Genomic DNA, 25,990 nt, shown 5'->3' with positions numbered 1-25,990 from the left:
ACAGCAAAAAGCCCTGACACCATGGTCAGGGCTGCTTTGTTGCTTCTCCGTTTTTCGTTAAGCGCGAGAAACGTATTGTTCGGTGCGGGTATCAATGATCAGTTTGTCTCCTTCATTGACAAACAAAGGAACGTTGACGACAAAACCGGTTTCCAGGGTAGCTTTTTTCGTTGCCCCGGTTGCGGTATCGCCTTTGATGCCCGGTTCGGTTTCGGTTACAACCAGTTCAACTGTGTTTGGCAATTGAATTCCGATTGTTTCTCCGTTATACTGCATAATTTGCACATTCATGTTTTCCTTGAGGAATTTCAATTCGTGTTCAATCTGGCTGCGAGTAAAAGTAAGCTGTTCATACGTTTCTGTATTCATGAAGGTGTACTCGTCACCACTTGCATACAGATATTGCATGGTACTGGTCTCAATCCGGGCTGGGTTTACTTTTTCACCGCCGCGGAAGGTCGTTTCCGTTACGTTTCCATTACGCAGGTTGCGCAGTTTCGTACGAACGAACGCAGCCCCTTTTCCCGGTTTTACGTGCTGAAACTCAATCACTTGGTAAATGTTTCCATCTACTTCGATGGTTAAACCAGTGCGAAAGTCGTTTACTGAAATCATGTTCGGCCTCCTAAAAGATCAATAACCATTCAATAGTATAAATTAGACAGACAAAATGAGCAACTCTTTCGTTGATTTCGTCAGTATCTCACAGCCATCCGCGGTAATCAGCACGTCATCCTCAATCCGGACGCCGCCAAGCCCGCTGACATAAATGCCTGGTTCAACAGTAACGACCATGCCCGGTTCCAACACGGTACTGCTGACGGTCGACAAAGCCGGTCCCTCGTGCACTTCCAGACCGATGCCATGTCCCGTACTGTGGCCGTAAGCTTCTGCGTATCCGGCGGCCGCAATGATATCGCGGGTCAATGCGTCCCCTTCCTTGCCGGTCATTCCCGGTTTCAGCTTGTTTACGCCATTTAACTGCGCCTGCAACACAATATCGTAGATTTCTTTCATCTTGGGATCTGGTTCCCCAACCGCAAACGTACGGGTCACATCGGAGACATAGCCGCGATACAATGCACCGAAATCAATCGTCACCATTTCCCCTGCCTCAATCCGCTTCTCGCTGGCCCGGCCATGCGGCAGCGCACCGCGCACTCCGGATGCGACAATCATGTCAAACGCCGAAGCATCTGCTCCGTGTTTGCGCATGAAGAATTCCAGTTCGATGGCGACATCAATTTCTCTCATGCCCGGTTTGACAAACCCGAGAATATGTTCGTACGCTTCGTCGGCAATGCGCGCTGCTTGCCGAATCACCTCGACCTCCGCCGCTTCCTTAATCATGCGCAGTTGCTCAATCAAGCCGGATACAGGGACAAGTTCGACGCCCGCGAAGCTTTTTTGCCACTGGTCGTAAGCAGCGAAGGAAATCGATGTTTCAAAGGCAAGTTTTTTTACTTGCAACTGCTGCAGCTGCTGGCGAATCGCCTCCAGCGGCTGCCGTTGGTTATTGATGATCGTGTAACCATGACATTGCTCTTTCGCCTGATCGATATAGCGAAAATCGGTGACAAAAAGCGCTTGGTCCGCGGTTACGATGACCCAGCCGGTCGATCCGGTAAACCCGCTTAGATAACGGCGATTCTCCGCTTTTTCGGTAATAAAGGCATCCGCTCCCAATTCTTTCAGCTTCGCCCGCAGCCTTTCCATGCGACTCATTTCCATCATCTCTCCTCTGGCCGAACGGTTTCTCCGTTACGCTGTTTGATCTTGCAGTTTGTGAAGCAACGCGCGCAAGGCCAATTGGTAGCCCAACGTGCCCAAACCGACGATTTGCCCCAATGCCACCGGGGCAATCACGGAATGATGACGGAACGACTCGCGCGCATGAACATTGGAAATATGTACTTCGATCACTGGCAAAGACACTGCAGCAATCGCATCCCGCAATGCATAACTATAGTGAGTAAATGCTCCGGGGTTAAATACGATTCCCTGATGAACGCCTTTGGCCTGGTGAATCGCGTCAATGAGGTCACCCTCATGATTGGATTGCACATGCTGCAAAACACATCCCGCGGAAGCAGCCACCTTTTCCAGCTCAGCGATCACATCTTCCAATGTTTCGTGACCGTATACGTCGGGTTCACGTTTGCCCAGCATGTTCAGATTGGGTCCATTTAAAATCAATATCGAAGTCATTTGCGCAGCACCTCGCCATCTTTTTCGAAAATATTTTACCATATGCGGCGAAAATGCTTGAACAGAAATTACTCGACATCAACTTTTTCAATCAAAACCGACATGCCGATGAACAGCCCATAGGAGAGAAACCAGACAATTTCTGTGCTCATGGTGGTGTCGCCCCAAGTACCCGCACGGAAAAACAGAGCGAACAACAGCAAAAACACCAAACCGTACGCCAGTCCGAGCCACCATGCATGGATACGGGCGAACAGCGTGGCGTACAACCAGGTAGCGACGATGGTGACGGCAAACAGGATCAAGGCTCCGGTAACGATGCCGATTGCAGAATTGTCAGCGGTTGTTCCGTAAATCAACCGAGAAAAAGAGCCGACCGTAAACGGCGTAAAAGAAAAATAGTTGGCGAGCAACCGGACAATCCCCCACATGACCGTCCCCCAGAAGGAGATCTCAAGCAGTTTTTGCAGACTCAACTGTTTGGTCACGACTTTCTGTTGTTTGGCTTGTTTTGTTTTGACCATTCCCATCATTGATCACCTCCATTCTAGTATGCGCGATTGCTGTCAAGCTTAACGATCGTCAAACAGGATCTGCTTGTAGCTTGTCATGCTGCTTTGCGGTAAAATAAGATTCAAGAATAGGAAGGTGATACTGTTGGCAGAGCAAAACATTCCCGTATACGGTGGTCAAGCAGTCATTGAAGGCGTGATGTTTGGCGGAAAAAAAGTAACCGTAACGGCCATTCGCAAAAAAAATCAGGAAATCGAATACTTTGAATCTCCTCGAACGCAATATAGCTGGGCCACGAAACTGAAAAAAATTCCGGTGGTTAGGGGTATCGTCGGTTTGATCGAAGCTTCGGCCAATGGCGCGAAACATCTCAATTTTGCTACCGAACAATACGGCAAGGAGCATGAAGAAGAGGGAGGAAAAAATGAGCCGTCCCGTCTGACGATGATCCTCGGTGTGGCGGTCGTCGGCATATTGTCATTCCTGTTTGGCAAACTCGTCTTTACGCTCGTTCCTGTCTTCTTAGCTGAAGGTTTGCTGGGCAAATGGGTGCCAGATGGAATTCCGCAAAATCTGGCCGAAGGGGTCATTAAAATCATCTTGCTGCTCGGCTACATTTCGCTGTTGGCCCGTACGCCGCTGATGAAAAGGCTGTTTCAGTACCACGGCGCTGAACATAAAGTGATTAACGCGTTTGAAGCAGGGGTAGAATTAACAGTAGCGAATGTACAAAAATTTTCCACCTTGCATTATCGCTGCGGAAGCAGCTTTTTGATCTTTACCGTATTGGTCGGTGTCGTTGTTTATTCCTTCTTCACGTATGAAACGTTATGGGAACGCGTTCTCCAGCGTATTGTATTACTACCAGTGGTCATCGGGTTATCGTATGAAGTCTTGCAATGGACGAACAGCTTGCGAGACATTCCGGTTTTGCGCTACCTGGGCTATCCTGGTTTGTGGCTGCAGAAGATCACCACGAGAGAACCTGAAGATCACCAAGTGGAAGTAGCAATCGCCGCCTTCCAAAAAATGCGTGAGCGAGACCGCTCTTTCGATGAAGGTCAGGTTGCTTCCATCGGCTAAGTTCATGTCCGATTAAATTTGAGGTGAAGCCAATGAACCGAATTCCTGCGCTGATTATCTGGATCATATTGGGGTTGGCGGCATACGGCTTTCTGCTGACATTGATCAACAACCCCATTGATACTCTGCTCATTATTGCGATGTCTGCTCTGTTGATTTACTTCGTCCGCAACTATTTGCGAACCGGCCGCTTCCTTCCGAAATGGAGCGCGTTTAAAGGAAAAAACACCTATCAGACAAAGTCGCTGCGGTCATCTGTCAAGAAAACGAGCAAGACGAGCAAAACCGAGCGCAGGGAGCACCCGTTTCGGGTGATTGAGGGGTACAAAGGAAAGCGAAAAAATAGACAAAATGATCAAGACTCCAACATTTTGCATTAATTGTGCTTTGGAACACCAAAGGTGGAGAAAGTGCACGAACACTACTGCCGATAATAGGAAAGAGGTTGGTCATCTGGACCAGCCTCTTTTTTTGTTTTACTTGTTCTTATTTAATTTGTACAACCAATTTCCCATTCGTATGCTTGGTTTCAATCAGCGTATGGGCTTCGATCAGGCCCCTTTCAGTCAGCGGGAACAAGCGGTTAATCTGAAGCTTCAGCTTTTTGTCCTGCACCCATTCCGCTATTTGATTCAGTTCGCTTTGACCAGGCTGAACGATCACAAATTTCGCGTCTGCATCATACGCTTTGGCGATGTCGGCGATGTTGGGGGTAGCATCAGCGATTGTTGGAACGAATGGTGGCTGACCAGTGTTACCTGATCAAAGGAGCCTTCTTGGCATCTTCCGGCTCTTGTTTCCGGAATTCCTCGATATATTTGTCAAAATTCCATGTTTCCAGAAACTTTTTCGCTGCGGTTTTTCCCGCTTCGAAGAGAAGGGCGCGTTTTTCTTCGGCCAAGTCAAAATCGGTCGTCTTGACGTCCAGCGTGGGAATAAAAATGGTGCGTACCGCATGCGCCTTCTCGACATACAAACGATCGTGCGCTTCCAGCATCGTCGTAAACAAAGCTTTGGTCAAGGAAAACACACTGCGGATTCTGGTCGTCGTCAGATCGGCCTGGGGACCGCGCAACCGAAATCCAAAAGTTGGCCATCGCGGGATTTCCCGAACATCGAAAAGCCAGACAGGAAAATTGCTCAATACCGCCCCATCCACAATATAATGGCGTTCCTTTCCGTTTTTCAGCAAAAACGGTTGAAAAAAATACGGAATCGATGAGCTCATTTGTACAGCCCGCGAGATTGGAAATGAAGCCGGATTAATGCCAAAAGAGGGCAAATCATCGGGAAAAACGATCATTCTTCCTGCCGTCAGATCGGAAGCAATAATCTTCAGCTTATCGGGCGGCAAATCTGCAAAGGTAACGATTCCTTTCTTTTTCAGCAGTTCTCCGACAAACCGCTCCAAGGCGTTGCTGGAGTACATCCCTTCGTGGACAAGCAAGTTGTACAGGGGACCGACAAATTTCAACTTGCCCATTCCGGTTCGTTCCAACAGGGCAATATAATTGAACGTTTGAAAAACTTCCAATAGTTCCTTGCTGTGATACCCCGCAGCAAGAAGTGCGGCCACAATCGAGCCGGCGGAAGTACCTGCCAGCCTTTCCCACCGGTACCCTTTGGCTTCCATTTCACTAAGCGCGCCGATAAAGGCGATTCCCTTGACGCCTCCACCCTCAAAAACTGCATCGGCCTTCATCGCAGTGCCCCCTTCCTCTCTACTATATATAATAGTTTTTTCACCTTCATGCGCAGAATTGAAGAACCCCGCTCCTTACAAGTTCCCAAGTTCCCGGTCAGCCGAGCGGCAATTTCCGGAATAAAAAACACAGGCGATCTGTGGACTTCGCCTGTGCAATCAACGCTATGTTTGTTTCTGTTCGTCCTCCAGCTTGATCCGCTTCAGTTCTTCAATTCGGCTTGGATCTTCCTGAAAGTATTGCAAAAGGTATTCCAGGCAGGTAATCGATTCCCAGCTCAGGTGATGTTCGATCCCTTCCACATCATGGTAAATATGCTCTTCATTCACACCAATCAAACGCAAGAAATTTTCCAACAGCGAATGGCGATCAACCAGCCGCTTGCCGATTTTCTTTCCTTTTGGCGTCAATACCAGTCCGCGATATTTTTCATAGACCAAATAGTTGTCTTTATCCAGCTTCTGGACCATTTTGGTCACGGACGAAGGATGTACTTCCAATGCCTCAGCAATGTCAGATACCCGAGCGTACCCCTTTTCTTCGATTAAGTTATAAATTCTCTCCAAATAATCTTCCATGCTAGGCGTTGGCATGTCCATTCCTCCACTCAAGCAATATAGCCAAAAAGCACATAAAAACATAATACCTTGTAAAACCAGCTCGTTGCAAGGGAAAACCTCATTCATTTCTGATAACTTTTACTGCGCTCTTGCAAACTTGTTCTGAAAAACCTCTCCTCATTCATACACTTGTACCATCTATGAAAAGGGTGATGTTTCATGCAGCAAACGGCAGCCTGGCGTTTTGCCATGTTATACGTTGCCTCCGCGCTTGGAGGGATGTATCTCTACGGATATGAATGGTTACGGTTTTTCACCTATTTCGGTTCCTGGGGAACAGTCGGCCTGTTCCTGTCCATTGCCGCGCTCTATACGCTGGCATACGTCCTGATCAAATACTGCCGCGAGCAGCAGATCGATTCGTTGGCTGAACTTTGCGCCCGCTTGACCGGGGCCAGTCTGGGTACAGTTTTCCCCTGGCTGCTGTATGTGGGGTTACTTGCTTATTGCGGAACTGTACTTGGTCAATACGCAAAATTGCTTCCCAATTTTACTACTTCCTTATTTTTCTTGTTTCTCCTGCTGCCTTGTGTGTTGTCTTTTTGGTTTATCGAGCAGATCGCTGCCCGTTTCGTGTGGCTCATCCTCGTCTGCTGGGGCTGCTTTGTCTGCCTGATGATTTCTACAATTGCCAGTCAAGGCCATGTCCCGGTGCCGGTTCTCACATATCAACTTAACACCCAATGGTTGTGGCATGCTCTGTTCTATCTCGGACTCCACTTCATTTTGCTGCTAACGTTATCCATCCCTTTGGCGAGACGCAGTGAATCCTTCTTCAACATCCGCGTGGGATTGCTGTCCGCTGGCGCGCTGCACTTGGCAACCGCTTTGCTGGGACATTTGGCGTTATTAAGTTACTGGCACGACCTCAACGGCTCTCCCGTCCCTTTTTATGAGCTGTTCAGCAAATGGGGCACGAGCTACGCCCTCTTTTATGGGCTGCTGTCGCTTGGCCAAACGATTGTGACTATCAGCTGCTGTCTGTACGGAATGGCCGTGCCGTTAAGCGAAAAATTCGAGCTTCGCCAATCGTCGCTGCTGGTGGTCATGTTGACGCTGACGGTGGCTGCCGGCATGCTTTCCTTGCAGAGTCCTTCTTTCGGTTCGATCGTCCAGGCCGTAATTACCTATGCCGGATTCGCTCTTTTGTTTTTATTTTATTGGAAACGACGTTGACCCTTGCTCATTCCTCTGCTATGTTTGAAAGAAAAGATTACATATCGATAGCTGTTGCTTAAGACGAGGAGGATGGAAGATGCTTTATGTGAATGGCAATTGGGTAGAAGAAGGAGAACCGTCCATACAGGCGGAAGATCGCGGCTACAACTTTGGCGATGGCATTTACGAAGTAGCCCGGATTTACCAGGGAAGACTGTACCAATGGGAGGCGCATCTTGCCCGCTTGTTTCGCAGTGCCCGGGAAATCAGACTGGACCTTCCGTGGAATTCCGCACAATTGAGTGAGATTGCGGCACAGTTAATGGCTAAAAACGGAATCACTTCCCAGGATGATGCCATTCTTTATTTGCAAGTCAGTCGCGGCGCTTCCCCGCGTCAACACGATATTCCCCAATCATCCGAGCCGGTTTTGACGGCTTTTGTCAGACGAAAAGAGCGTCCGCTCGAACAACTGAACAACGGGATTTCCGCCAAATTGGTTGCCGATATCCGTTGGTTGCGTTGCGATATCAAGACATTGAATTTGCTGGGCGCCGTGTTGGTAAAAGAAGAGGCTAAAGATGCCGGGGCTGCCGATTGCATCCTGCATCGCGACGGTATTGTCACCGAGTGCAGCGCATCCAACTTCTTTGCCGTAAAAGATGGACAACTTTACACCCACCCGGCGAACAATCTGATCTTGCACGGGATCACGCGGCAAACCGTTATTGATTTGGCATTGAAAAGCGGCATTCCTGTTCAGGAAGAGGCGTTTTCCATCGATTTCGTCAAACAGGCTGATGAGCTGTTCCTCACCGGGACCACTTCGGAAATTACCCCGATTACCAGCGTGGACGGCCAGCCAGTCGGCAACGGTCAAGTCGGACATGTTGTCAAAAAGTTGCAGGCTCTCTTTGAAGAAAACATCCGTATGCAGGTGTCTGTCTAACAAAAACATCCCCCCTCTCTTTTCGGAGAGGGGGGTGTCTGTTTGCAGACAAACGGGTTTAACGCGGCAAAGACTGTTTCTTCCCCGATCGGGTCACTTGGCTTCGGTCTTCTCCACCCTTTATCGACGCAAATTCCATTCATCCGTTCCATAACGGGTTTCGGCCAGCTCAGCTGCCAGTTGCTGTTCCTCTTTGCTCAACTGTCCTGGAACAAGCTCAATTTCCAGTCCAGAAGCAAATCCTTGCCGAAAGGCGGCAATCGCTTCGGACAGACTGACCGGCGTCGGGCTCACTTCATTGATCGTCACCGCTTTTTGCCGGAAACTGTCCATCATTCTCTGTTTGACACGTTCCGAGGGAAATTTCAGCAATGAAAACAACAGTTCTACATCCATCTCCAACAAAATCGAGCCATGCTGCAAAATCACGCCTTTTTGCCGTGTCTGGGCGCTGCCGGCCACTTTTTTCCCTTCGACGACCAGCTCATACCAGGATGGCGAATCAAAGCAAGCAGACGAGCCGGGCGAGCTGTATTTCTCCTTCTCCGCTTCCGTGGCGAGCGAAACCATTTCCGCTTGCAGCGAAAGCGCCTGAAACCCGTGCAACAGCCCCATGCTAATTACCTTGTACGCTTCTGTCACGCTCGAGGGCATTTTCGGATGCTGTTCAGAGACAATTACACTGTATGTAAGTTCCTGATCGTGCAATACGGCCCGTCCTCCGGTTGGGCGCCTGACAAAACCCAAGCCGCGCTCGCGCAAAGCAGCAAAATCAATTTCTTTTTCTGCCTTTTGAAAGTAACCGATCGACAGCGTCGCGGGATTCCACGTATAAAAGCGCACCGTTGGCGGGACTTTCCCTTCGCTGTGGCGGATTAAAATCGCTTCGTCAATCGCCATATTCATGGCAGGCGACATCGGTTCCGTTAACAAAAAACGCCATTGTTCCATCGAAAAACCTCCTCCAAACCCACTCTCGCCTGTTCATTTTACGCCTACTCGGCCTCGGACGGCAAGCCGGAACATTTTTTGCCTGCCGCTTGCAACCGATGGAAAAAAGAGGAGAACACTCTCGGTGCTCTCCTCTTGCTGCTCGTTTATGAACGCTGGTAACGCAAAATTGGCTTGCGGGCGGCAGTTGCTTCGTCCAGTCGTTTGACTACCGTCGTGTGCGGGGCCTCCTGAACGAGTTCAGGGTTTTCTTCGCATTCGCGGGCAATTTGCAGCATCGCATCAATAAATTCATCCAGTGTTTCCTTCGACTCCGTCTCTGTCGGTTCGATCATCATACATTCCTCAACGATCAACGGGAAGTAGATCGTCGGCGGATGGTAGCCGAAATCGAGCAAGCGTTTGGCAATGTCGAGCGTGCGAACCCCGAGTTTCTTCTGCCGCGTGCCGGAGAGCACAAACTCATGTTTGCAGACACGATCAAACGGCAGTTCGTATGCCTCGGCCAACCGCCGCATCATGTAGTTGGCATTGAGCACAGCATTTTGCGATACTTGCAGCAAGCCTTCCGCCCCCATCGAGCGAATATAGCTGTAGGCGCGCAACAAAATGCCAAAGTTGCCGTGGTAACCTTTGACCCTCCCGATTGATTGCGGGCGCTCGCTGTCCAGATAAAAGCTGCCATCTTCGCGCTTCGCTACCGTCGGCGTCGGCAAGAACGGGAGCAACAGCGATTTCACCCCGACCGGACCGGCACCTGGTCCGCCCCCGCCGTGCGGACCGGTAAATGTTTTGTGCAAATTCAGGTGGACGACATCAAAGCCCATATCCCCCGGGCGGGCAATGCCAAGGATCGCATTGGCGTTGGCCCCGTCGTAATACAGCAATCCGCCCGCTTCGTGAACGATTTTGGCCATCTCCACAATATCTTCCTCAAACAAACCGAGCGTGTTCGGGTTTGTCAGCATCAAGGCTGCCGTATCCGGCCCGACTGCTTCGCGCAGCGCGTCAATGCTGACCAGCCCGCGTTCGTCAGAAGGAATGGTGATCGTTTCCAGGCCGGCAATCGTCGCCGAAGCCGGGTTGGTTCCATGCGCGGAATTCGGGACGATGACTTTGGTCCGCTGCTGCTCGCCGCGGCTTTCATGGTAAGCGCGGATCAGCATCAGACCGGTCCATTCGCCCGCCGCTCCGGCAGCCGGCTGCAAGGTGACGGCGTCCATGCCGGTAATCTCCGCCAAATCTTGCTGAAGGTTGTACAGCACCTCCAACGCTCCTTGAACAGTTTCCTCCGGCTGATACGGATGGGTCTGCGCGAAGCCGGGCATCCGGGCGACATCTTCGTTAATTTTTGGATTGTATTTCATCGTACAAGAGCCAAGCGGATAAAATCCGTTATCGATGCCGTGGTTGCGCCGCGACAATTCAGTATAATGGCGCACGACTTGCAACTCGGAAACTTCCGGCAATTCAGCCGGCGTTTCCCGGATCAAATGCTTGGGCAAAATATCTTCCAGCTTGACCTCGGGAACATCGAGTGAAGGAAGATTATATCCAACCCGACCGGGTTTACTCATTTCAAAAATCAGCGCTTTTTCCTTAGCCACGGTTGATCGCCTCCAATTCCTGCACCAAACGGTCGATGTCTGCTTTTGTACGCAATTCCGTTACGGCGATCAGCATATGACCAGCCAATTCCGGATAAGCCAAGCCCAAATCAAACCCGCCGATGATGTTTGCCTGAAGCAGCGCGCGATTTACTTCCGCAATCGGTTTCGCGAAGTTCACAACAAATTCATTAAAAAACGGTCCGGTAAACGTTACTTCAAATCCTCGCTCGGCGAAAGCCTGTTTGGCATAATGCGCCTTGCTCAAATTCAGCAACGCCATCTCCTTCACACCTTGTTTGCCAAACGCGCTGAGCGTAATCGAGGCAGCCAGCGCCAGCAGCGCCTGGTTGGAACAGATGTTGGAAGTTGCTTTCTCGCGGCGAATATGCTGTTCACGCGCCTGCAACGTCAACACAAAGCCGCGTTTTCCGCTTTCATCTTTGGTTTGCCCGACAATGCGGCCCGGCATTTTGCGCATCAGCTTGCTGGAGGCTGCGAAGTAACCGCAATGGGGTCCGCCGAAAGAAGCGGGAATCCCGAATGGCTGCATGTCGCCCACGACGATGTCGGCGCCCAGTTTGCCTGGAGCTTCCAGCGCGCCCAATGCCAACGGATTGGCAGAGACGATGAACAGCGCGCCTTTTTCGTGAACCAGATCGGCAAATGCCTGGAGATCTTCAATCTGACCGAAGAAGTTTGGATACTGCACGATCACGGCACCGGTTTGTTCGTCCAACATCGCCTGCAAAGCGGCCAAATCGGTTCCGCCAGCCTGGTCGTAGGAAATTTCTCCAATTTCTACTCCCTGTCCCTTGGCGTATGTGGCGAGCACTGCGCGCGCTTCCGGGTGAACGGTGTGCGAGACGAGCACTTTCTTTTTCCCGGTGTGGCCAGCCGCCATCATCGCCGCCTCGGCCAACGAGGTCGCACCATCATACATCGAGGAGTTGGCCACTTCCATGCCGGTCAGCTCACAGACCATCGTCTGAAATTCAAAGATTGCTTGCAGCTCGCCCTGGCTGATTTCCGGCTGGTAAGGGGTATACGCCGTAAAAAACTCGCCGCGGAGCAGCATGTGGTTGACCACGCTGGGAATATGATGCTGATAAACGCCAGCGCCAAGAAAGTTGGCATGGGTGCTGAAGTTGGCGTTTTTATTGGCCAATTTTTGGAAATAGTCGATCAGTTCGGGCTCGGACAACGCCTCCGAAATCTGTAATTCCCCTTTAAACCGCACTTCTTCCGGAATATCGGAAAAAAGCTCCTCGACGCTTTCGATTCCAAGCGTATCCAGCATTTCCCGCTGGTCTTGACTGGTCATAGGCAGGTAACGGTATTTCACCAGAGGATTCCTCCTTCAATTAACTGTTTTTTGCTCGTTTGTAAAATGGGGTGGCCACAACTTGCGCTTTGACCCGTTTTCCGCGAATTTCCACTTCGACTTCCGTCCCGAGCGCGGTGTAGTTTGTTTGCAGCAGTGCCAGACCGACATTTTTCTTCAACGTAGGTGACTGCGTGCCGGTCGTCACTTCGCCAATGCGCTGTTCGCCCAGGAAAACCGGGTAATGACTGCGCGGAATCCCCCGTTCGATCATTTCAATCCCGACCAGCTTGCGTGGTGCTCCTGTTTCTTTTTGGGCTTTCAAGACATCGTGGCCAATGCAAGGGATCGCTTTGTCAACCTTGACGGCAAAACCGATACCTGCTTCGATCGGCGTAATCTCTCGGCTCAATTCCTGACCATAGAGCGGCAGTTTCGCTTCGAACCGCAGCGTATCTCGCGCTCCCAGGCCACAGGGCAGAAGTCCATCTTCTCGGCCGACTGCCAGCAGCTGATCCCAAAGTTGCACCGCATGGTCAGCAGCCAGATACAGCTCAAATCCGTCTTCACCGGTATAACCGGTACGGGAAACCAATACCGGCACCCCCTGAATGTCAACATCTTGTTGAAAGCGGAAAGAGCCGATTGCCGACAGGTCGGCCGACGTTAACCGCTGCAGGATCGTCTCGGCAAGCGGCCCTTGAATCGCCAACTGGGCAATCTCGGCGGAACGATTGGTGATCTCCACTTCCCCGGTTGCGTTTTCCTGCATCCAGGCAACGTCCTTGTCAATGTTTCCCGCATTGATGACGAGCAAGTAATGATCGTCGGCGTATTTGTAGACGAGCAAATCATCAACGGTGCCGCCGTCTGGATAGCACATCGCGCTATAGTGCGCCTGACCGGCTTCCAACTTGGAAACATCATTCGTCGTCAGCCGCTGCAAGTACAAAAGCGCGTCGGCCCCTTTCACTTCAACCTCTCCCATGTGCGAGACATCGAACAGTCCCGCCTTGGTGCGCACAGCCTCATGCTCCTGCACAATTCCGGAAAATTGCACGGGCAGCTCCCAGCCGCCAAAATCGATGGTTTTTCCGCCATACTTGGCGTACACCGGATAAAGTGGAGTCCGTTTCAAATCTGACATGGCGTTTGCCCCTCCTGTAAATAACCAACTGGTTTTCATGGACTGCCAAACAGCAAAAAAGGACAGAGAAAGAAGAAAAGCAAACAAAGGATCATCGTCCATGTTTTTTCTTCTTTCTCTGTCCTCGGTACCTGAGAGTTACCTTGCCAGCCTTGCTCAGCAAGTTTCCCCTTTGGTGGCTCATTGAGCTCTCTCCAGAGATGCGTCCGGCAGAGGTACTTTTGCCTGAGAGATTCACCCGTCGCGGGTTTGCTCCTTCGGCGCCGTATCGAAACGGTCTCTCCCTGCTACCATCATTCGCCTATTCTTTTTTTTACATAATTTGTTGCCAAAAACGGCATACTAGCAAAACGAACTCTTGCCACTTCTATCCTAACACGGCGGCCGAAAGTTGAAAACAAGAAAATCGCATTTCCCAGAAAAATACTTAACGAAACTTATTTCAAAAACAAAAATTGTTAGCATTTACATAAACAATAAGGAAAATAAAGCGGTTTTTTCGTGGAAGGATGAACTTTATGGCGAACATTCCACTTAATATCGACGTTTCTTGGATTGAGCCTTTGCAGCAGCTGCTGGAGCAAGATGGTCCGTGGAATAAATGGGAGCTGTTCCAATTGGCGTTGGCCGCGGAGGAAGCGCTGGCAGTCCGCGATTTCGACCAACTGCAGTGCCTGAAATATCTGCATCAAATTGAACCGCTGCCGCATCAGCGGGAAACAGCGGAGCGTGTGCTGAATGAAATGCGCGGCCGCGCCATTCTGGCTGATGAAGTCGGCTTGGGCAAGACGATTGAAGCCGGACTGATCATGAAGGAATATATGGTGCGTGGTCTCGCCAAAAAAATTTTGATCCTGGTTCCCGCTTCCCTGGTCATTCAATGGACGAAAGAATTGAATCAAAAGTTTGGCATTGCCGCGGTCGCGCAAAAAAAGGAATACATGTGGCGGCAATACGACGTTGTGGTTGCTTCCATCGATACGGCCAAGCGCGATCCGCATCGGCGTCATGTGCTCGATATTGACTATGATATGCTGATTATCGATGAAGCGCACAAACTGAAAAACAAACGGACGCGCAACTACCAATTCGTCAAGGAAATCAAGAAAAAATACTGCCTGTTGCTGACCGCAACCCCGATCCAAAATGAAATGGACGAACTGTATAACTTGATCAATTTGCTCAAACCCGGTCATCTGGGCCACAGCACTACGTTTTCTTCAAACTATGTGGAAGGAAAACGTCAAGCCAAAAACAACGAACGGCTGAAAGGCGAAATCGAAAAGGTGATGATTCGCAACCGGCGCAGCGATGGCGGTGTCCATTTTACGAGCCGGCATGTGCAATCGATTCCCATCCAGCTCTCCCCTGAGGAGATGGAATTATACCAAGGCGTCAGTCAATTTGTGCGGGATCATTTTCGCTCCGGACTTGGCGGTGTCAATTCGCTCGCGTTGATAACGTTGCAGCGAGAAGTTTGCTCAAGCCGTGAAGCCGCTTTTATGACGCTCTACAATATGTATCAGCGGACCGCGGAAGACTCACCGGCCCGTCAGGAGATCTTGCGTCTGGTCGAGATGATCAAACAGATCCAGACCCATTCCAAAGCAGCCAAGACAGTCGAATTGCTGAAACAGATCAATGACAAGGTGATTATTTTTACGGAATACCGCGCGACCCAAAACTACTTGCAAAAATATTTGAGTGAACACGGGATTACTTCGGTTCCGTTTCGCGGCGGATTTAAACGCAGCAAGAAAGACTGGATGACCGATCTGTTTCAAAACCGCGCCCAGGTGTTAATTGCCACCGAAGCGGGCGGCGAAGGGATCAATCTGCAATTTTGCAACCAGGTGATCAACTACGACATGCCGTGGAACCCGATGCGAGTCGAACAGCGCATCGGCCGGGTTCATCGGCTGGGGCAACAGCGAGATGTTCACATTTACAACTTGTCGACAGTAGGGACGATTGAGCAGCATATTTTGAACTTGCTCTACGAAAAAATCGATTTGTTTGAAATGGTGATCGGCGAATTGGATGAGATTGTGGAACGGCTGGCCTTGTCCAACAGTTTGGAAGAAAATTTGACGCAAATCATTATGGAGTCCCAGTCGGAAAAAGAGATGGCACTCAAATTGGACAATATGGGAGAAGTGATCCGTTCCATTCGGCGTAAGGAAGAACCGAAGCAGATCCTGACACAATTCTCGAGATAAAGGAATGATCGCGTTTGAACCAGCTGGAAGTACGCCAGTATGTCGAAAAATATTTCGCCGCTTTCTCCGCGCATGTGATAGAGGCTCATCCCGATTATTTGACGGTTAAACTGCCGCCAGAAGTGGACAAGGATATCGGAAATCGCCCCTTCTATTGGAGCTGGGTGGAAAAGATGAACATTACGCCGCAGCCGATGATTCTCACCTTTCTTTTCCATCCGGACCGCCCGCCGGAAGGGATTCGCCACGAACCGCTGCAATTCGGTTCGGCCAGACTGCTGCAAATTTTTCAATCTGCCGCCAAACACGGCCGGTTTGTGTGTCTCTATGAACAAGGACAGGCTCAGCCGGGTTTGACGCGTCGTTCGACAGCATTAACCCCATGGCTGGGGGTCAACTTGAAACTGTCTTTTATTTGTGACAAAAAACGGGACATCCTGCTGTATCTGGGAGTGAATCTGCATCAACCGCGGATTGTTCATCACTTTTATCCGTTTTTGCGGACACGCCTCCTCTCTCCCGCCATTCCCGACTACTACTACACATTGGAACGGAACATCGATTTGCAGCAGGCAGCTGCCATGATCCGGCAGGAAGTGGAACACGTCATCGCCCAAGAAGATGCGCAATGGGCCGCGGAAGCGAGGAAGCGCCTGCAAGAAGAGTTGGATATCCTCGAAGCGTACTACGCGGAATTGGCTTTGCGCGAAGCGGAGGTCGATGACGAACCGCCGAAGGAACAAGAAGTTGTTGAGCACAAACCGTCCCCAACGGCCGATTCACTGTCTCCCCAGGTCTCGCCACAAATTGTGCGAAACACCCATGCAGAAGAAGCAGTCCCGGAAGCGGTCGATCTGGAACAGTTCCGCACCAATGGCGGGCGGATTCTCGACTTCTTGCGCCAAAACGGAATTCCCGAGTCTGTCCCGACGGATCAACCGCAGCCAGAATGGAAAAAAAGCACGCCCGAAGAAGAAAAGGAACGGCGGATCGCAGAACTGCGCTGGCAATATGAACCTCGGATTGAAGTGAACTTGATCAACGCGGGTTTGTTTTACCTGCAAAGCTCCCCAACGGTAGTTGCTGACAATCTGCGCGGAAATATGTAAAAGAAGAGCGAGAAAAAAAGGGCTATCCCTGACAATATGCAACAAATCTTTTTCTTAGAACTGGTTACAATAGGCGTAGTAGCACAATTAACCATATCTAAGAAAAGGATGGTGTATTCGCGTGGGCATACTCATGCGATACTTGGCTTACCTGCTGATTCTCACCGTTTTGCTGCAGGCGCAACCGAGTTTTGCCAAACAGCCGAACTGGAATGATGCCTTGCAAAAGCAGATACAGGAATGGATAAACGATATTGCCCAGCAAGATCCCCAGTTTTTCAACTGGCGCCAGGCAAGAACAGAAGTGCAAACACTCGGGGCTAACCAGCACCAATGGCTGGTCTCGCTGCAAAAAGCCGGGAAACAGGTGGGGTATCTGGTCGTGGCGGAAGCTGAGCAAAAGGAAAACGGGCAAAAACCGAAGTTTGTTTTGCTCGAGTACGGCGTAGGAGAATTTATTCTGTTTGACGACACGTTTGCTCCGAAAAATGTGGCGGCTGAGCCGGTCTATGACGGATTTTCTTCTTACTGGCGGGTTGCGCAAAATGACTCCATGCGCTACGTGGACGCCAAAACAGGCGAACGTTACCCCGCCACTTCTCAACCCGATCCGTATTTGATGGACTCTTTGCCGACGGAAGAGTTGGCGGAAAGCGAGATGAAACTGACGAAGACACGCCTCTTGCTCTCCCAAGAGACCAACCCGTTTGACCAGATTGGCTGGATTCAGCAATTAAACAGCGGGCAAGGCTCGTCAGCAGTCAGTTGGCAAACCTTGCTGCAAGAACCGAGCAACAAACCGGTTGTGTTAAATGTGTTTTTGTTTCAAAAACAAGTAATGGCTCCTTTCACCGTCGGTTCTGTCCATCTTTGGGACAAGGATGCCGCCTATATCGGCGTTTGGGACGAAGGACTCCGCTTCTTGCCGTTTGCTTACACGCAAAAAGTGGGAACCTATCTGTTTAACGAATAAAAAAAGTGCCGCAGCAGACGGCACTTTTTTTATGGACGCTCTTACCGATGCGGGTCCATCGTCAAACGGGTATGTACAGCGTGGAAAATTTCCTGCGCAGTCATCCCGTCCGCATTGATTACGGGAGCTCCGGTTTTGGTTTTGCTTTGATCACTTAAAACGTTTTGGTCTTGTCCGGTAATGACGACAGCATCAACCATCTGCTGCCAATTGCCCAATTCCACCACATCATAGCCGTTATCGCGGAGCATTTTCCGAACCTGGCTTAAGGAACCTTCAATCGCAACTCTTGGCATCTGATTTCCTCCGTCCAACTCGTTATTTTCGCCACAGCAGCTTGATCGACATGGGGATGGCGCCAAACCAGCGAGAAGTCCACTGTTCCCGCGCCGTTTTTCGTTGCGAGCGGGTTTCCGGCGGCAGCGCCATGTAGCTGACAACTTCTTTGGTCAAGAATTTGAGATACTCTTGAAAGGACATAAGCATTCCCTCCTTAAGAGTTAGTCTCTCCTGGACAGACGCTTTTCAATCATTGGCCCAACAGCCGTTCCTTTAACGCACGGCAATTTTCACCAACCGGGACTGCTGGTCGTACTGAACGCGATATTGCAAAATATCTTGAAATAACGCCAGCGGCACCATCGTTTGCTCCTGGTATTCCAGCAATGGTTGCGGCAAAGCGACATTTTTTCCATTCAGGCTGACCATTTTGGAACGTTGCTGCAGCAACAGATCATGGTTGCCCGCTCTGAGCTGAATGGCTCCCTTCTCGGCATTCCAGTCAATTTGGTAGCCTAACCGCTCCATTACTTCCCTTAGCGGCACATACACCGTTCCATTGATCAGACGAGCAGGCGTCTTCGGATAAAAGCTGACCTCGTTCAGCATCAGGTCAACATAGTATTGCACGCGCGGCGGCAAAAACGGGGCGCGGTTTAGCCGCTGCACGTTGGGAACGAAGTAATGGGCCTCGCCCCGCAGTGTTTGTCCCAGCGCCTGATCGAGATGTTGCGGCGCGATTACGGATTGCTTGAACATCGATTGGACCCGTTTCATAAATTCAACAAACTTGTCATCGCCGATTTGCTCCCGCAGATAATTGTATAAAAGCGCGCCTTCTCCATACCAGGTACTGTCAAACTCGTCATCCGTTTGAAACTGATGCAACGATTTGGCCAACTTGCCGTACGGATAATTTTTCTGCAGCCGTTCCAGCTTTTGCTTGTATTGGTTCAGCACCGAATCGGCCGCTGATTGTCCATAGCGATTTTTTTCATAGAAATAGACGGCCATCTCGGCCATTCCCTCGTCGATCCACCCGGTGTCGGCCTCCAGCGTTTCCACGTTGTTGTACCACCACATATGGCCAATTTCATGCGGGAGCCAGTGATCGATCAGATTTTTCGCGTACAAGTCTTTGCGGAAAATCGCCATGTTGGCATACTCCATCGCGTGGGTGTACGTGTTGACTTCGGCAATCGCCACATGCGGATAAGGCAACGGGCCAAATAGCCGGGCATATAAAGGAAAGACGGCGTCGGCAATCGTTTTGATCCGCTTCAAATTCCCCTCGACCGTTGAAGCCACATCGACGGTCAGGGAGCCGTATTTGAGTGTCTGCACATGGAACAAGGGGCTGCCGACCAAACTGAAATTGATCACCCGTTTGGCCTGATAATGCACTTCCTTGCGCCCTTGGTCAAGCTTTTTCGCCGTTCCTTGCCCCCATGTTGACACCCACTGATATCCTTCCGGTGACACAAAGGTCACATCGTAGTCGGCATAATGGTAAACAAACGGGTCTCCAAAGCCGATTCGTTTTGGCGGCTCGTACCATTTGTGCGCTTGATTGAGGGAACCGAGCATCGGGTACCAGGTGGTTAACGTCCAAATATCGTCTTTTACCCCAAAACGGGTTCCGCTTCTCGGCACAGCAGTCTGGAATTGCACCGCTAGCGACAGCCGGCTCGCCTTTGGCTGCGGATTTTGCAACACAATCACCGATCCGCTGCGTTTGAAAGGAAGCGACTGCTTGCCGTTGCGGATTGAACGGATTTGAATGGGACTGTCGGGATAATCATATACATAAAAACGTAAGTCGGCAGTACCCGGATTATCAAACGCAACCGTCATATTGCCGGTAATCGTTGCTTCATTCGTATGTAATTCCGAAGTAATCTTGTACGTCGGGTGAAGGTCCAATACCACTGAAGCAAGTGGCGGCTCCCGGTAAAAAGGGTCAACACTGCTTTCGGGAGCCTGGGTTGTCGCCGGTTTCTGTCCGGATTGCAACCATTGTTCGATCAAGGGCCATTTCAGGATAATGCCGCCTGATCCGAACACGACAACGAGTGCCATACAGATAAGCATGCTGGTTTTTTGAATTTTACGCATAACTTCTCCCAAAATCGTAAACGGTTTTCTGAATCTCTCGTTTATTGTAACAAAAGCGTGTTCAAATGAGTAGAAATTCCATTCAATCACCAGTTACAGCGCCAAAACCGGCAGGGCTAACCCGCGGCATGAAGTTAGCCCTGCTTGTTGACCGAATTGACTTACGCAAACTGGATCGGTTCGATACTGATCTCGTTCTGCTCAGCCCATTTGTGGAGTTCCACAAGAAATGGCAGAACATCCGGACTTTCATTATGGACGCAAAGCGTGTCTGCAGCCAGTTCAATGCTGCCCCCGTCCACTGTCTTCACCTGTTGCGTCAATACGAGTTGTCTGGTCTGCTCCATCTGTTCTTCTTTGCTGATCAATACGCTTCCTTCCAAATCACGCGGAGCCAGCCGTCCATTTGGCAAATACGCCCGATCGGCAAACACTTCTTCTGCGACCGACAGGCCGTACTCCAAGCCGATTTCCACCAGGGCACTGCCCGAAAGTGCGTACAGTGACAATTCTTCATTGAGATCGACGATCGCCCGGACAACTGCTTCCGCCATCTCCGGACGCTCTGCTGCTTCATTATATAGAGCACCGTGCAATTTGACGTGATGCAGCCTTCCGCCCAATGCACGCGTCATCCCTTCCAGTGCCGACACCTGATACAAGACCAGTTCGTAAACTTCTCTGACGGACATGTTTAAGGAACGGCGTCCAAAACCTTGAATATCCGGATAGCCGGGATGAGCCCCGATTTTCACACGATACCGCATCGCCGCCTCAATCAGCGAACTGATCATGTGGGGGTCCCCTGCGTGCATCCCGCAAGCGATATTTACCGAGGTAATCCATTTTAAGATGCCAATGTCCTCTTGCAAACGAGAGCGGGAAAATCCTTCGCCCATGTCACAATTTATGTCCAGCTTAATCATTGTTCTCCCCCACTTTTATCGAATTGACCGCTTATTGAAAGCGCATTCATTAGCCATCTTATTCTATTATGCAATTAAGCATACCATTGACGAAAGGCCAAAAAAACAGAAAGCTACCCAAAAAGGTAGCCAATTTATGAATTTTATGATTCCGCCGCCTTTGTTCGCGCTCCGTCAAAGTCATGTTCCTGCACATGCTCAACGATGGACAGCAGTTGACTTTTTTCACTGCGGTAATCGTATTCCTTCGCCTTATCCGGCTTGGCATTATTATAATAAATGGGAATTTCGTGGCGATGCGATCGCTCTACTTTGGTGACAAAATGAAGTCTCTCCATCGCGCGGATCGCTTCGTCAATCTCATCCGCATCGACATACATGGAAACGTAATTGAGTCGCTTGGAAACATAATGAATCGTACCGAACTTCCGCAAATTTTTGGCTGCATGTATATTTTTGACCCAAACAGCTACCCCTAACCGCTTTTCTCTCATGCCGAACAATGATCCCCTTCCCTAATCTTACATGGTCTCCTGCCCTATCCCGCTGGCTCATAAAAAAGCCCGCCTTCCAGCCGAAAAGCATAACGCTTGACCGGAAGCAGGCGATATGAAGATGCAACAAAGCAAATCAGCGTTTCCCGGCTTTCCTCTGCAGGAGCAACATCAGGATGTCTTTCTGATACTGCAACCGCAGCTTCCGCCAGAACCGCATCCGCTGGACTTGGCCTCCAAAAACGGATTGTTGCTGGGCACTTTAATCGTATCGGATACAGAATCGGCGATGATTCTGCTCACCTGGTAGAGAAGCGAGTCCAGTTTGTCTTCCGCCTTCTTAAATGCTTGGACGGAATCGAGCAGTTCAATTTTTCGCTTTAACTGACGAACTTCTGTAGAAATTTTATGGTAATCGGGATGATACTTCCCGAAGCGTTGAACGTCCTCAAAAAGTACTTTTTTCTTTTCAAACAGGGCGAACAGCTGCTGCGCTTCCGCATCTTCGTTCATGCGTCGTTTCGCTTGCAAGTATTCTTCCATTGGAGCCGATTGATTAATCATGGTCGATAATAGATCCGAATGTTTGATCAACTCGGCCATATCGACACTCTCCATCATCTCAACCATACTGTAAACCTCCTTCGCCCCAAAATGGGTCAAAGTTATTATAACATAACTCCAGCACTTTGGTGCACTTCGGATAACTGCCTATTCAAACCATCCCGTCAAAACAGGCCGGCAACAAAATTTGCAGGCGGGCGATGTCGTCCAGCAAAATTTCGCCAGCGGCTGTTTGGTTCAAACAAACAACTCGCCAGTAGCCATGCTCATTTTTGAGCTTAACCGGAAAACTGCGCTGTATTGTGCCCTGTTTGTTTTCCCAGCATATTTCCAATTCCAGCTGGATGGCTTGCGCCAGCATCGTTCGCAATGTTTGCGGATGATACGCTTGAAAATGGCGCGTCCACATCTTCGGTAACTTGACGATTTCCTCCAGCCCTTCATACCGGTCGGGAAAACGGGATTGGAATTGATAAGCGGGCCACGGCCAAGCCGGCGTCTCCGCTTCTTTCACATTACTAACGTTGCTACGCTGGCATTGCTCCCTCGACGACTCCGCTTCGCTGTTGCCGGCGCGGTCAATCGATCCTTCACACGTTAGCGGGTAGCCATGTTCCTTAACCGTTTGGCACCATTCGGCTTCCCATCTTTCCGGAATGAGAAATTCCGTTGGCGAGATTTGACTGTCGATCCATTGGCGCAGCGCGGGGATTTGTTGCAACTCTTCAGCCAGTTGCGGCGTGGCCAAGCGCACGCGAACGACTCGATCCAGCAAGATCGAACGGCTGTCCCGCTCCCACCGGCCAAGCAGGTCATGCACTGCTTCCGGCAATGGATGAGCGCATGATTTCTGCAAAAAATCGGCGATTTCTTGGGCGCTCTCCCCCTCGGCTACCGCTTGCTTTCCAGCGGCATCCGTCAATTGGCACGCCATGGCGCCAAGTTGAAAAGAAATTTCCCCATAGCGACTGACTTGCCAAAGTTTCGCCGACGTTACGTTCGGCGGCAGCGTCAGCACGCCAGCCGGATCAATATACCACCGCGCATCCGCTGCCTCCCCACAAATCGGCACGATTTGCACATAATTTCGTCCTTGCCGATCCCGTCCCAGCCGCACCCAGCCCAATCCAAGCAGCAAGTGCAGCCAGCGGTTCAGCAGGATCGTTTCCGCATCCTGCGGCAGCCGACACCCGAGCTCCGTCACTAGAGCGAGCAAGTCGTCAAGCGCGAACCATTCGTTTGGTTCGAGCTCTTTCATCAACATGGCGAACGCCTCTATCCAGCTTTCCAACGGCAGCCATTCGGCGAAGGCCACTTGCCATAGCTGCTCTCTCCGCTGCTCAACAGGCAGCTCCAGCCATCGCTCGCTCTGTTCGCTCAACACCAGTTGTTGTCCTTGCGCGTGAAGCAAACGCAACTGCTTGGCCAGATCGAGGACAAACATCACCGCAGCTTGTTCACTTGGCACCTCATCTTGCATCAGGTCGCGATGCAAATGGGCGGCTTGCAGAGAAATCCGGCTTGCCAATTTTTGCAAGGCTTGTCGCGCTACCCTGCCTTGTTTGGTCAACCGCAGCGGCTGTTGACGGACGGACAGCAAGACGGCAATCATATCCAGATGAATTCCCCGGCCGGACGGTATATAATAAGGGAGCGCTTGTTGCTGAAGATGAACGGGCGCCTTTTTAACGGAAAGTTTGGCGATACGCCATTTCAAGAAAGCTTGCCGCACCTCTTGCGGAACGACATAAGCTTGTTCCTGCTGTTGATTTTGCAGCAGATAAATGAACCCGAGGCGACGCAAGCCGGTCAAAGCGTAAGCGTGCTCCAGCCGCTTGCCCCGGCTTGCGGACGACCAGTCTCTTTGCGCCAGAAATCCCCGCGAGGCGTCTGTCAGAAACAGCGTCAGCACACGATGCTCCGTTTCGGACAAGCGCTCGAATAATGAAGTCAGATACGTAAAGTCAGTCAATTTTGACCATAAATCCCGATTGTCGGTTATCTGTAATCTGTTTGTCTGTTCCCGGCAAATTTCTGCCGCCACTGATTCATGGAGCTTATGCACACAATGTTGCACGAGCAAGCTGCATCACTCCCTGAACGGATTAAATTCAACCACCAACAGGAGGTTATACGAACATGAACTTGATTCAAACGGTCTTTTTGTCCGCTGTTTTGGCGCTGTTTGGGCAACCTGTTTCCCAGCTGGCCGATGACCAGCAACATCACGCGGTGCAAGTCCCCGCTTATGAAATTGTGAAGGGGCCTTATCCCGCTGAAGTGACGGAGGCTATGAAACAGCTTCGTCCATCCGGCGGCGATCGACTCGTTCGCGCTGATGGCAAATTTTATCTTGTGATCAGTTTGGGCCAACGACCGACCGGCGGATACAGTCTGCAACTGCAAAAGATGGATCAGCTGGCAAACGGTGAATGGCAAATTACCGTTGCCGAGCAAAAGCCGCAGCCAGGCATGATGACTACGCAAGTGATCACCTACCCAACATTGGTGATTGCCTTGCCGGATAACGGCCAACAGCCGGTTTATCACGTCATTGCCCAATAATTATTAGCGAAAAGCAGAGGAACCTTCTTCCTCTGCTTTTTTGTGTTCGAGCTTTTTTATTGGACGTGGATTTGAAAGCTTTTCTTGATGCCGTACGATTCGTGATTGTTTTTGGCCAACTCCACGACCATCTCATGGTGGCCGGCAGGAATATCTTTGTAAACAAACTGCCGATCAAAAATTTTCGCCACTTTTTTTCCATCCATATAAAGATGCACATGCCCTTCACCCGCTTTGTTCTCTTTGCCCATATTTTCCAAAGAGAAGGTGAAGTTCGTGACTGTTAATTGGAGATGCAAGTCTTTGCCGTGCAAGGCATACGTCACTTCCATACCAGGTTTTTGTTCGGCCTGCACGTCGACGGTACTCCCGGTTGGCTCCGCTTGGGTGGCATACATGTAAATGCCCGCACAAACGCTGAGCGCCAAAATGTAAAACAAGGCGAATTGCCACTTTTTGAACTTCATCAAAGGGTCACTCCTTGGCATTGTATTCCATTGTTAGAGTTCCCCACATGTTTCCGTTTTATTCAGCGGCGCGGCGAGCGAAACCCGGCTGCCTTTGCTTCCTCTTCGGTTTGAAACAAGACTTCAGCTTTTGTTTTGTCATAGTCTTTGCTGCCAGGCAGGTGATAGATCTTTTCTCCTTTGGAATTGATATTGCCTTTGATCAGTCCGGCTTGCGCTTCGTTCGCTCGTTTTTCATCCTGAATCGGCTTGTCCGGCTGCTCGTCTCCCCACAGTCCGCGTTTGTGTTCCCTCGCCTCGCGCTCTGCTTGCAAAAAGAGATCGGCATAGGCCACATTTGGCGGTACTGTCATGATACGGGCATACCCTTCCCGCACAAGTTTCTCGTTGAGAAATGTTCCATCCGGCAAATAGGCATAGGCCAGCAACCGTTGATAAGTATCGCGGGGTTCCACATCAAAGCGCAGCAATATTTGTTTTCCTTCAATTAACTTCTTGGTGTACGCACTGGCTTCCTTGCCATATGGTTGGACGGGAGTGTTGGGCTTTACTGTCTCCGGCGTATCCACACCGATCAGCCGTACCTTCTCCCCGTTGGAGATTTCAAACGTATCGCCGTCAACGACCCGCTTCACCTCTGTTTTCATCTCTCCGTTTGGCTGAATCGCCGGTTTGGCCGAACAGCCCCAGCAGCCGATGACAACGAGCAAGCAAGCGGAGAAGAGCAGCAATCTCGCTATTCGATGACTCATTCCAATTCAACTTTCCTTTCTGTTTCGCTTCCTTTCCACATCGTAACGGTTTGCCGGCATTCGTGCAAGTTGAAGCAGCAACGCCGCGAAAAGCAAAAACCTTCACCATTGGTGAAGGCTTGATCGCATAATCCGCACAAAATTTGAGTTGGCAACCTCTGCAGCTAGTCTCGCTCGCTGAACAAAAACAGCAGTACCACAACAACAATAATGATCCAGAGAAAATCCTCATTGTCCCGACTAAAAGAATCAAAAAAGCCCATG

General features: G+C 50.4%; 28 protein-coding genes and 2 riboswitches. Of the genes, 8 read left to right on the top strand and 20 right to left on the bottom strand.

All coding sequences use genetic code 11. The annotated features are described in order from the left end of the window. Positions 1-57: 57 nt before the first annotated feature. The 4 genes from efp to JOD01_RS00785 all read right to left on the bottom strand — a co-directional run bounded on the left by efp (position 58) and on the right by JOD01_RS00785 (position 2,741). A complete protein-coding gene (gene efp / locus JOD01_RS00800) occupies positions 58-615 on the bottom strand; it encodes an elongation factor P (RefSeq protein WP_204516315.1) in 558 nt (185 codons plus the stop codon). Positions 616-657: 42 nt separating this feature from the next. Then, a complete protein-coding gene (locus tag JOD01_RS00795; RefSeq protein ID WP_204516314.1) occupies positions 658-1,725 on the bottom strand; it encodes a M24 family metallopeptidase in 1,068 nt (355 codons plus the stop codon). 36 nt (positions 1,726-1,761) lie between these two features. Then, on the bottom strand, positions 1,762-2,208 hold the full coding sequence (aroQ, locus tag JOD01_RS00790; protein WP_204516313.1) for a type II 3-dehydroquinate dehydratase: 447 nt from the start codon (positions 2,206-2,208) through the stop codon (positions 1,762-1,764). A gap of 68 nt (positions 2,209-2,276) precedes the next feature. Further along, entirely contained in the window at positions 2,277-2,741 is a 465-nt protein-coding gene (locus JOD01_RS00785) for a YqhR family membrane protein (RefSeq protein ID WP_204516312.1), read from the bottom strand. A 124-nt stretch (positions 2,742-2,865) separates the two neighbouring features. On the opposite strand from JOD01_RS00785, the gene JOD01_RS00780 reads away from it, so the two are divergent. Both JOD01_RS00780 and JOD01_RS00775 read left to right on the top strand, forming a co-directional pair. Beyond that, positions 2,866-3,804 (top strand): DUF1385 domain-containing protein, encoded by a 939-nt coding sequence (locus JOD01_RS00780; RefSeq protein ID WP_204516311.1) that lies wholly within the window; start codon positions 2,866-2,868, stop codon positions 3,802-3,804. Positions 3,805-3,836: 32 nt separating this feature from the next. After that, the gene (locus tag JOD01_RS00775) at positions 3,837-4,184 is read left to right on the top strand and encodes a hypothetical protein (protein WP_204516310.1); all 348 of its coding nucleotides are present in this window, start codon (positions 3,837-3,839) and stop codon (positions 4,182-4,184) included. A 106-nt stretch (positions 4,185-4,290) separates the two neighbouring features. Here JOD01_RS00775 and JOD01_RS20020 read toward each other — a convergent pair whose 3' ends face one another. The 3 genes from JOD01_RS20020 to mntR form a co-directional block, all read right to left on the bottom strand. Continuing rightward, entirely contained in the window at positions 4,291-4,467 is a 177-nt protein-coding gene (locus JOD01_RS20020) for a zinc-binding dehydrogenase (protein WP_420829063.1), read from the bottom strand. Between the two features lie 91 nt (positions 4,468-4,558). Further along, on the bottom strand, positions 4,559-5,506 hold the full coding sequence (locus JOD01_RS00765; protein WP_204516309.1) for a patatin-like phospholipase family protein: 948 nt from the start codon (positions 5,504-5,506) through the stop codon (positions 4,559-4,561). 165 nt (positions 5,507-5,671) lie between these two features. Beyond that, entirely contained in the window at positions 5,672-6,100 is a 429-nt protein-coding gene (gene mntR, locus JOD01_RS00760; protein WP_204516308.1) for a transcriptional regulator MntR, read from the bottom strand. A gap of 186 nt (positions 6,101-6,286) precedes the next feature. Here mntR and JOD01_RS00755 point away from each other — a divergent pair, with 186 nt between their 5' ends. Together JOD01_RS00755 and dat are read left to right on the top strand one after the other, a co-directional pair. Then, positions 6,287-7,303, top strand: a complete 1,017-nt coding sequence (locus JOD01_RS00755) for a hypothetical protein (RefSeq protein ID WP_204516307.1) — start codon at positions 6,287-6,289, stop codon at positions 7,301-7,303. A 79-nt stretch (positions 7,304-7,382) separates the two neighbouring features. Further along, a complete protein-coding gene (gene dat, locus JOD01_RS00750; RefSeq protein WP_204516306.1) occupies positions 7,383-8,234 on the top strand; it encodes a D-amino-acid transaminase in 852 nt (283 codons plus the stop codon). A 120-nt stretch (positions 8,235-8,354) separates the two neighbouring features. Here the strand turns inward: dat and JOD01_RS00745 are convergent, their stop codons facing one another. From JOD01_RS00745 to gcvT, 4 genes are all read right to left on the bottom strand, one after another. Beyond that, positions 8,355-9,185, bottom strand: a complete 831-nt coding sequence (locus tag JOD01_RS00745; protein ID WP_204516305.1) for a lipoate--protein ligase family protein — start codon at positions 9,183-9,185, stop codon at positions 8,355-8,357. Positions 9,186-9,331: 146 nt separating this feature from the next. Next, the gene (gcvPB, locus tag JOD01_RS00740) at positions 9,332-10,762 is read right to left on the bottom strand and encodes an aminomethyl-transferring glycine dehydrogenase subunit GcvPB (RefSeq protein ID WP_239565143.1); all 1,431 of its coding nucleotides are present in this window, start codon (positions 10,760-10,762) and stop codon (positions 9,332-9,334) included. Between the two features lie 22 nt (positions 10,763-10,784). Continuing rightward, a complete protein-coding gene (gene gcvPA, locus JOD01_RS00735) occupies positions 10,785-12,137 on the bottom strand; it encodes an aminomethyl-transferring glycine dehydrogenase subunit GcvPA (protein ID WP_204516303.1) in 1,353 nt (450 codons plus the stop codon). 19 nt (positions 12,138-12,156) lie between these two features. After that, the gene (gene gcvT, locus JOD01_RS00730; RefSeq protein WP_204516302.1) at positions 12,157-13,263 is read right to left on the bottom strand and encodes a glycine cleavage system aminomethyltransferase GcvT; all 1,107 of its coding nucleotides are present in this window, start codon (positions 13,261-13,263) and stop codon (positions 12,157-12,159) included. 115 nt (positions 13,264-13,378) lie between these two features. Beyond that, positions 13,379-13,464: riboswitch (glycine riboswitch) on the bottom strand. A 2-nt stretch (positions 13,465-13,466) separates the two neighbouring features. Beyond that, positions 13,467-13,560, bottom strand: a riboswitch (glycine riboswitch). A 221-nt stretch (positions 13,561-13,781) separates the two neighbouring features. Between gcvT and JOD01_RS00725 the strand changes: the two genes are divergently transcribed. The 3 genes from JOD01_RS00725 (at position 13,782) to JOD01_RS00715 (ending at position 17,564) form a co-directional block, all read left to right on the top strand. Continuing rightward, positions 13,782-15,482: a DEAD/DEAH box helicase gene (locus JOD01_RS00725; RefSeq protein ID WP_204516301.1), complete on the top strand. Its 1,701-nt coding sequence runs from the start codon at positions 13,782-13,784 to the stop codon at positions 15,480-15,482. A gap of 14 nt (positions 15,483-15,496) precedes the next feature. After that, entirely contained in the window at positions 15,497-16,591 is a 1,095-nt protein-coding gene (locus JOD01_RS00720; protein ID WP_204516300.1) for a YqhG family protein, read from the top strand. Between the two features lie 121 nt (positions 16,592-16,712). After that, positions 16,713-17,564, top strand: a complete 852-nt coding sequence (locus tag JOD01_RS00715) for a hypothetical protein (protein ID WP_338028499.1) — start codon at positions 16,713-16,715, stop codon at positions 17,562-17,564. Between the two features lie 41 nt (positions 17,565-17,605). On the opposite strand, the gene JOD01_RS00710 is transcribed toward JOD01_RS00715, so the two are convergent. The 7 genes from JOD01_RS00710 to JOD01_RS00680 form a co-directional block, all read right to left on the bottom strand. Then, positions 17,606-17,860 carry a YkuS family protein gene (locus JOD01_RS00710; RefSeq protein ID WP_204516299.1) on the bottom strand — a complete coding sequence of 85 codons (255 nt, stop codon included), beginning with the start codon at positions 17,858-17,860 and terminating at the stop codon, positions 17,606-17,608. A 22-nt stretch (positions 17,861-17,882) separates the two neighbouring features. Next, positions 17,883-18,044, bottom strand: a complete 162-nt coding sequence (locus JOD01_RS00705) for a YqzE family protein (protein WP_204516298.1) — start codon at positions 18,042-18,044, stop codon at positions 17,883-17,885. Positions 18,045-18,116: 72 nt separating this feature from the next. Continuing rightward, the gene (locus JOD01_RS00700) at positions 18,117-19,958 is read right to left on the bottom strand and encodes a stalk domain-containing protein (protein ID WP_204516297.1); all 1,842 of its coding nucleotides are present in this window, start codon (positions 19,956-19,958) and stop codon (positions 18,117-18,119) included. Between the two features lie 161 nt (positions 19,959-20,119). Next, positions 20,120-20,884, bottom strand: a complete 765-nt coding sequence (locus JOD01_RS00695) for a LamB/YcsF family protein (RefSeq protein WP_204516296.1) — start codon at positions 20,882-20,884, stop codon at positions 20,120-20,122. A 143-nt stretch (positions 20,885-21,027) separates the two neighbouring features. Further along, positions 21,028-21,378 carry a YlbG family protein gene (locus tag JOD01_RS00690; RefSeq protein ID WP_204516295.1) on the bottom strand — a complete coding sequence of 117 codons (351 nt, stop codon included), beginning with the start codon at positions 21,376-21,378 and terminating at the stop codon, positions 21,028-21,030. 171 nt (positions 21,379-21,549) lie between these two features. Continuing rightward, complete coding sequence (locus JOD01_RS00685; RefSeq protein WP_204516294.1) at positions 21,550-22,008, bottom strand: YlbF/YmcA family competence regulator; 459 nt, start codon at positions 22,006-22,008, stop codon at positions 21,550-21,552. Positions 22,009-22,093: 85 nt separating this feature from the next. Further along, positions 22,094-24,025, bottom strand: coding sequence for a hypothetical protein (locus JOD01_RS00680; RefSeq protein WP_204516293.1), 1,932 nt, complete (start codon positions 24,023-24,025; stop codon positions 22,094-22,096). A 56-nt stretch (positions 24,026-24,081) separates the two neighbouring features. On the opposite strand from JOD01_RS00680, the gene JOD01_RS00675 reads away from it, so the two are divergent. Beyond that, positions 24,082-24,507, top strand: a complete 426-nt coding sequence (locus JOD01_RS00675; RefSeq protein WP_204516292.1) for a protease complex subunit PrcB family protein — start codon at positions 24,082-24,084, stop codon at positions 24,505-24,507. Positions 24,508-24,563: 56 nt separating this feature from the next. Here the strand turns inward: JOD01_RS00675 and JOD01_RS00670 are convergent, their stop codons facing one another. Next, positions 24,564-24,974 (bottom strand): hypothetical protein, encoded by a 411-nt coding sequence (locus tag JOD01_RS00670; protein WP_204516291.1) that lies wholly within the window; start codon positions 24,972-24,974, stop codon positions 24,564-24,566. Between the two features lie 62 nt (positions 24,975-25,036). Next, positions 25,037-25,726, bottom strand: a complete 690-nt coding sequence (locus tag JOD01_RS00665) for a thermonuclease family protein (RefSeq protein ID WP_204516290.1) — start codon at positions 25,724-25,726, stop codon at positions 25,037-25,039. Positions 25,727-25,990: the final 264 nt, after the last annotated feature.

It is taken from the genome of Brevibacillus fulvus (assembly GCF_016908525.1).
GTDB lineage: Bacteria > Bacillota > Bacilli > Brevibacillales > Brevibacillaceae > Brevibacillus_G > Brevibacillus_G fulvus.
Note: the sequence above shows the minus strand (reverse complement) of the source record. Positions and strands in the feature narration are given on the sequence as shown.

Bases quoted from the DNA above. Each gene is read 5' to 3' on its own strand.
- efp (WP_204516315.1), bottom strand. From the start codon at position 615: ATGATTTCAGTAAACGACTTTCGCACTGGTTTAACCATCGAAGTAGAT.
- JOD01_RS00795 (WP_204516314.1), bottom strand. From the start codon at position 1,725: ATGAGTCGCATGGAAAGGCTGCGGGCGAAGCTGAAAGAATTGGGAGCG.
- aroQ (WP_204516313.1), bottom strand. From the start codon at position 2,208: ATGACTTCGATATTGATTTTAAATGGACCCAATCTGAACATGCTGGGC.
- JOD01_RS00785 (WP_204516312.1), bottom strand. From the start codon at position 2,741: ATGATGGGAATGGTCAAAACAAAACAAGCCAAACAACAGAAAGTCGTG.
- JOD01_RS00775 (WP_204516310.1), top strand. From the start codon at position 3,837: ATGAACCGAATTCCTGCGCTGATTATCTGGATCATATTGGGGTTGGCG.
- JOD01_RS00765 (WP_204516309.1), bottom strand. From the start codon at position 5,506: ATGAAGGCCGATGCAGTTTTTGAGGGTGGAGGCGTCAAGGGAATCGCC.
- mntR (WP_204516308.1), bottom strand. From the start codon at position 6,100: ATGCCAACGCCTAGCATGGAAGATTATTTGGAGAGAATTTATAACTTA.
- JOD01_RS00755 (WP_204516307.1), top strand. From the start codon at position 6,287: ATGCAGCAAACGGCAGCCTGGCGTTTTGCCATGTTATACGTTGCCTCC.
- dat (WP_204516306.1), top strand. From the start codon at position 7,383: ATGCTTTATGTGAATGGCAATTGGGTAGAAGAAGGAGAACCGTCCATA.
- JOD01_RS00745 (WP_204516305.1), bottom strand. From the start codon at position 9,185: ATGGAACAATGGCGTTTTTTGTTAACGGAACCGATGTCGCCTGCCATG.
- gcvPB (WP_239565143.1), bottom strand. From the start codon at position 10,762: ATGAGTAAACCCGGTCGGGTTGGATATAATCTTCCTTCACTCGATGTT.
- gcvT (WP_204516302.1), bottom strand. From the start codon at position 13,263: ATGTCAGATTTGAAACGGACTCCACTTTATCCGGTGTACGCCAAGTAT.
- JOD01_RS00725 (WP_204516301.1), top strand. From the start codon at position 13,782: ATGGCGAACATTCCACTTAATATCGACGTTTCTTGGATTGAGCCTTTG.
- JOD01_RS00710 (WP_204516299.1), bottom strand. From the start codon at position 17,860: ATGCCAAGAGTTGCGATTGAAGGTTCCTTAAGCCAGGTTCGGAAAATG.
- JOD01_RS00705 (WP_204516298.1), bottom strand. From the start codon at position 18,044: ATGTCCTTTCAAGAGTATCTCAAATTCTTGACCAAAGAAGTTGTCAGC.
- JOD01_RS00700 (WP_204516297.1), bottom strand. From the start codon at position 19,958: ATGCGTAAAATTCAAAAAACCAGCATGCTTATCTGTATGGCACTCGTT.
- JOD01_RS00695 (WP_204516296.1), bottom strand. From the start codon at position 20,884: ATGATTAAGCTGGACATAAATTGTGACATGGGCGAAGGATTTTCCCGC.
- JOD01_RS00690 (WP_204516295.1), bottom strand. From the start codon at position 21,378: ATGAGAGAAAAGCGGTTAGGGGTAGCTGTTTGGGTCAAAAATATACAT.
- JOD01_RS00685 (WP_204516294.1), bottom strand. From the start codon at position 22,008: ATGGTTGAGATGATGGAGAGTGTCGATATGGCCGAGTTGATCAAACAT.
- JOD01_RS00675 (WP_204516292.1), top strand. From the start codon at position 24,082: ATGAACTTGATTCAAACGGTCTTTTTGTCCGCTGTTTTGGCGCTGTTT.
- JOD01_RS00670 (WP_204516291.1), bottom strand. From the start codon at position 24,974: ATGAAGTTCAAAAAGTGGCAATTCGCCTTGTTTTACATTTTGGCGCTC.
- JOD01_RS00665 (WP_204516290.1), bottom strand. From the start codon at position 25,726: ATGAGTCATCGAATAGCGAGATTGCTGCTCTTCTCCGCTTGCTTGCTC.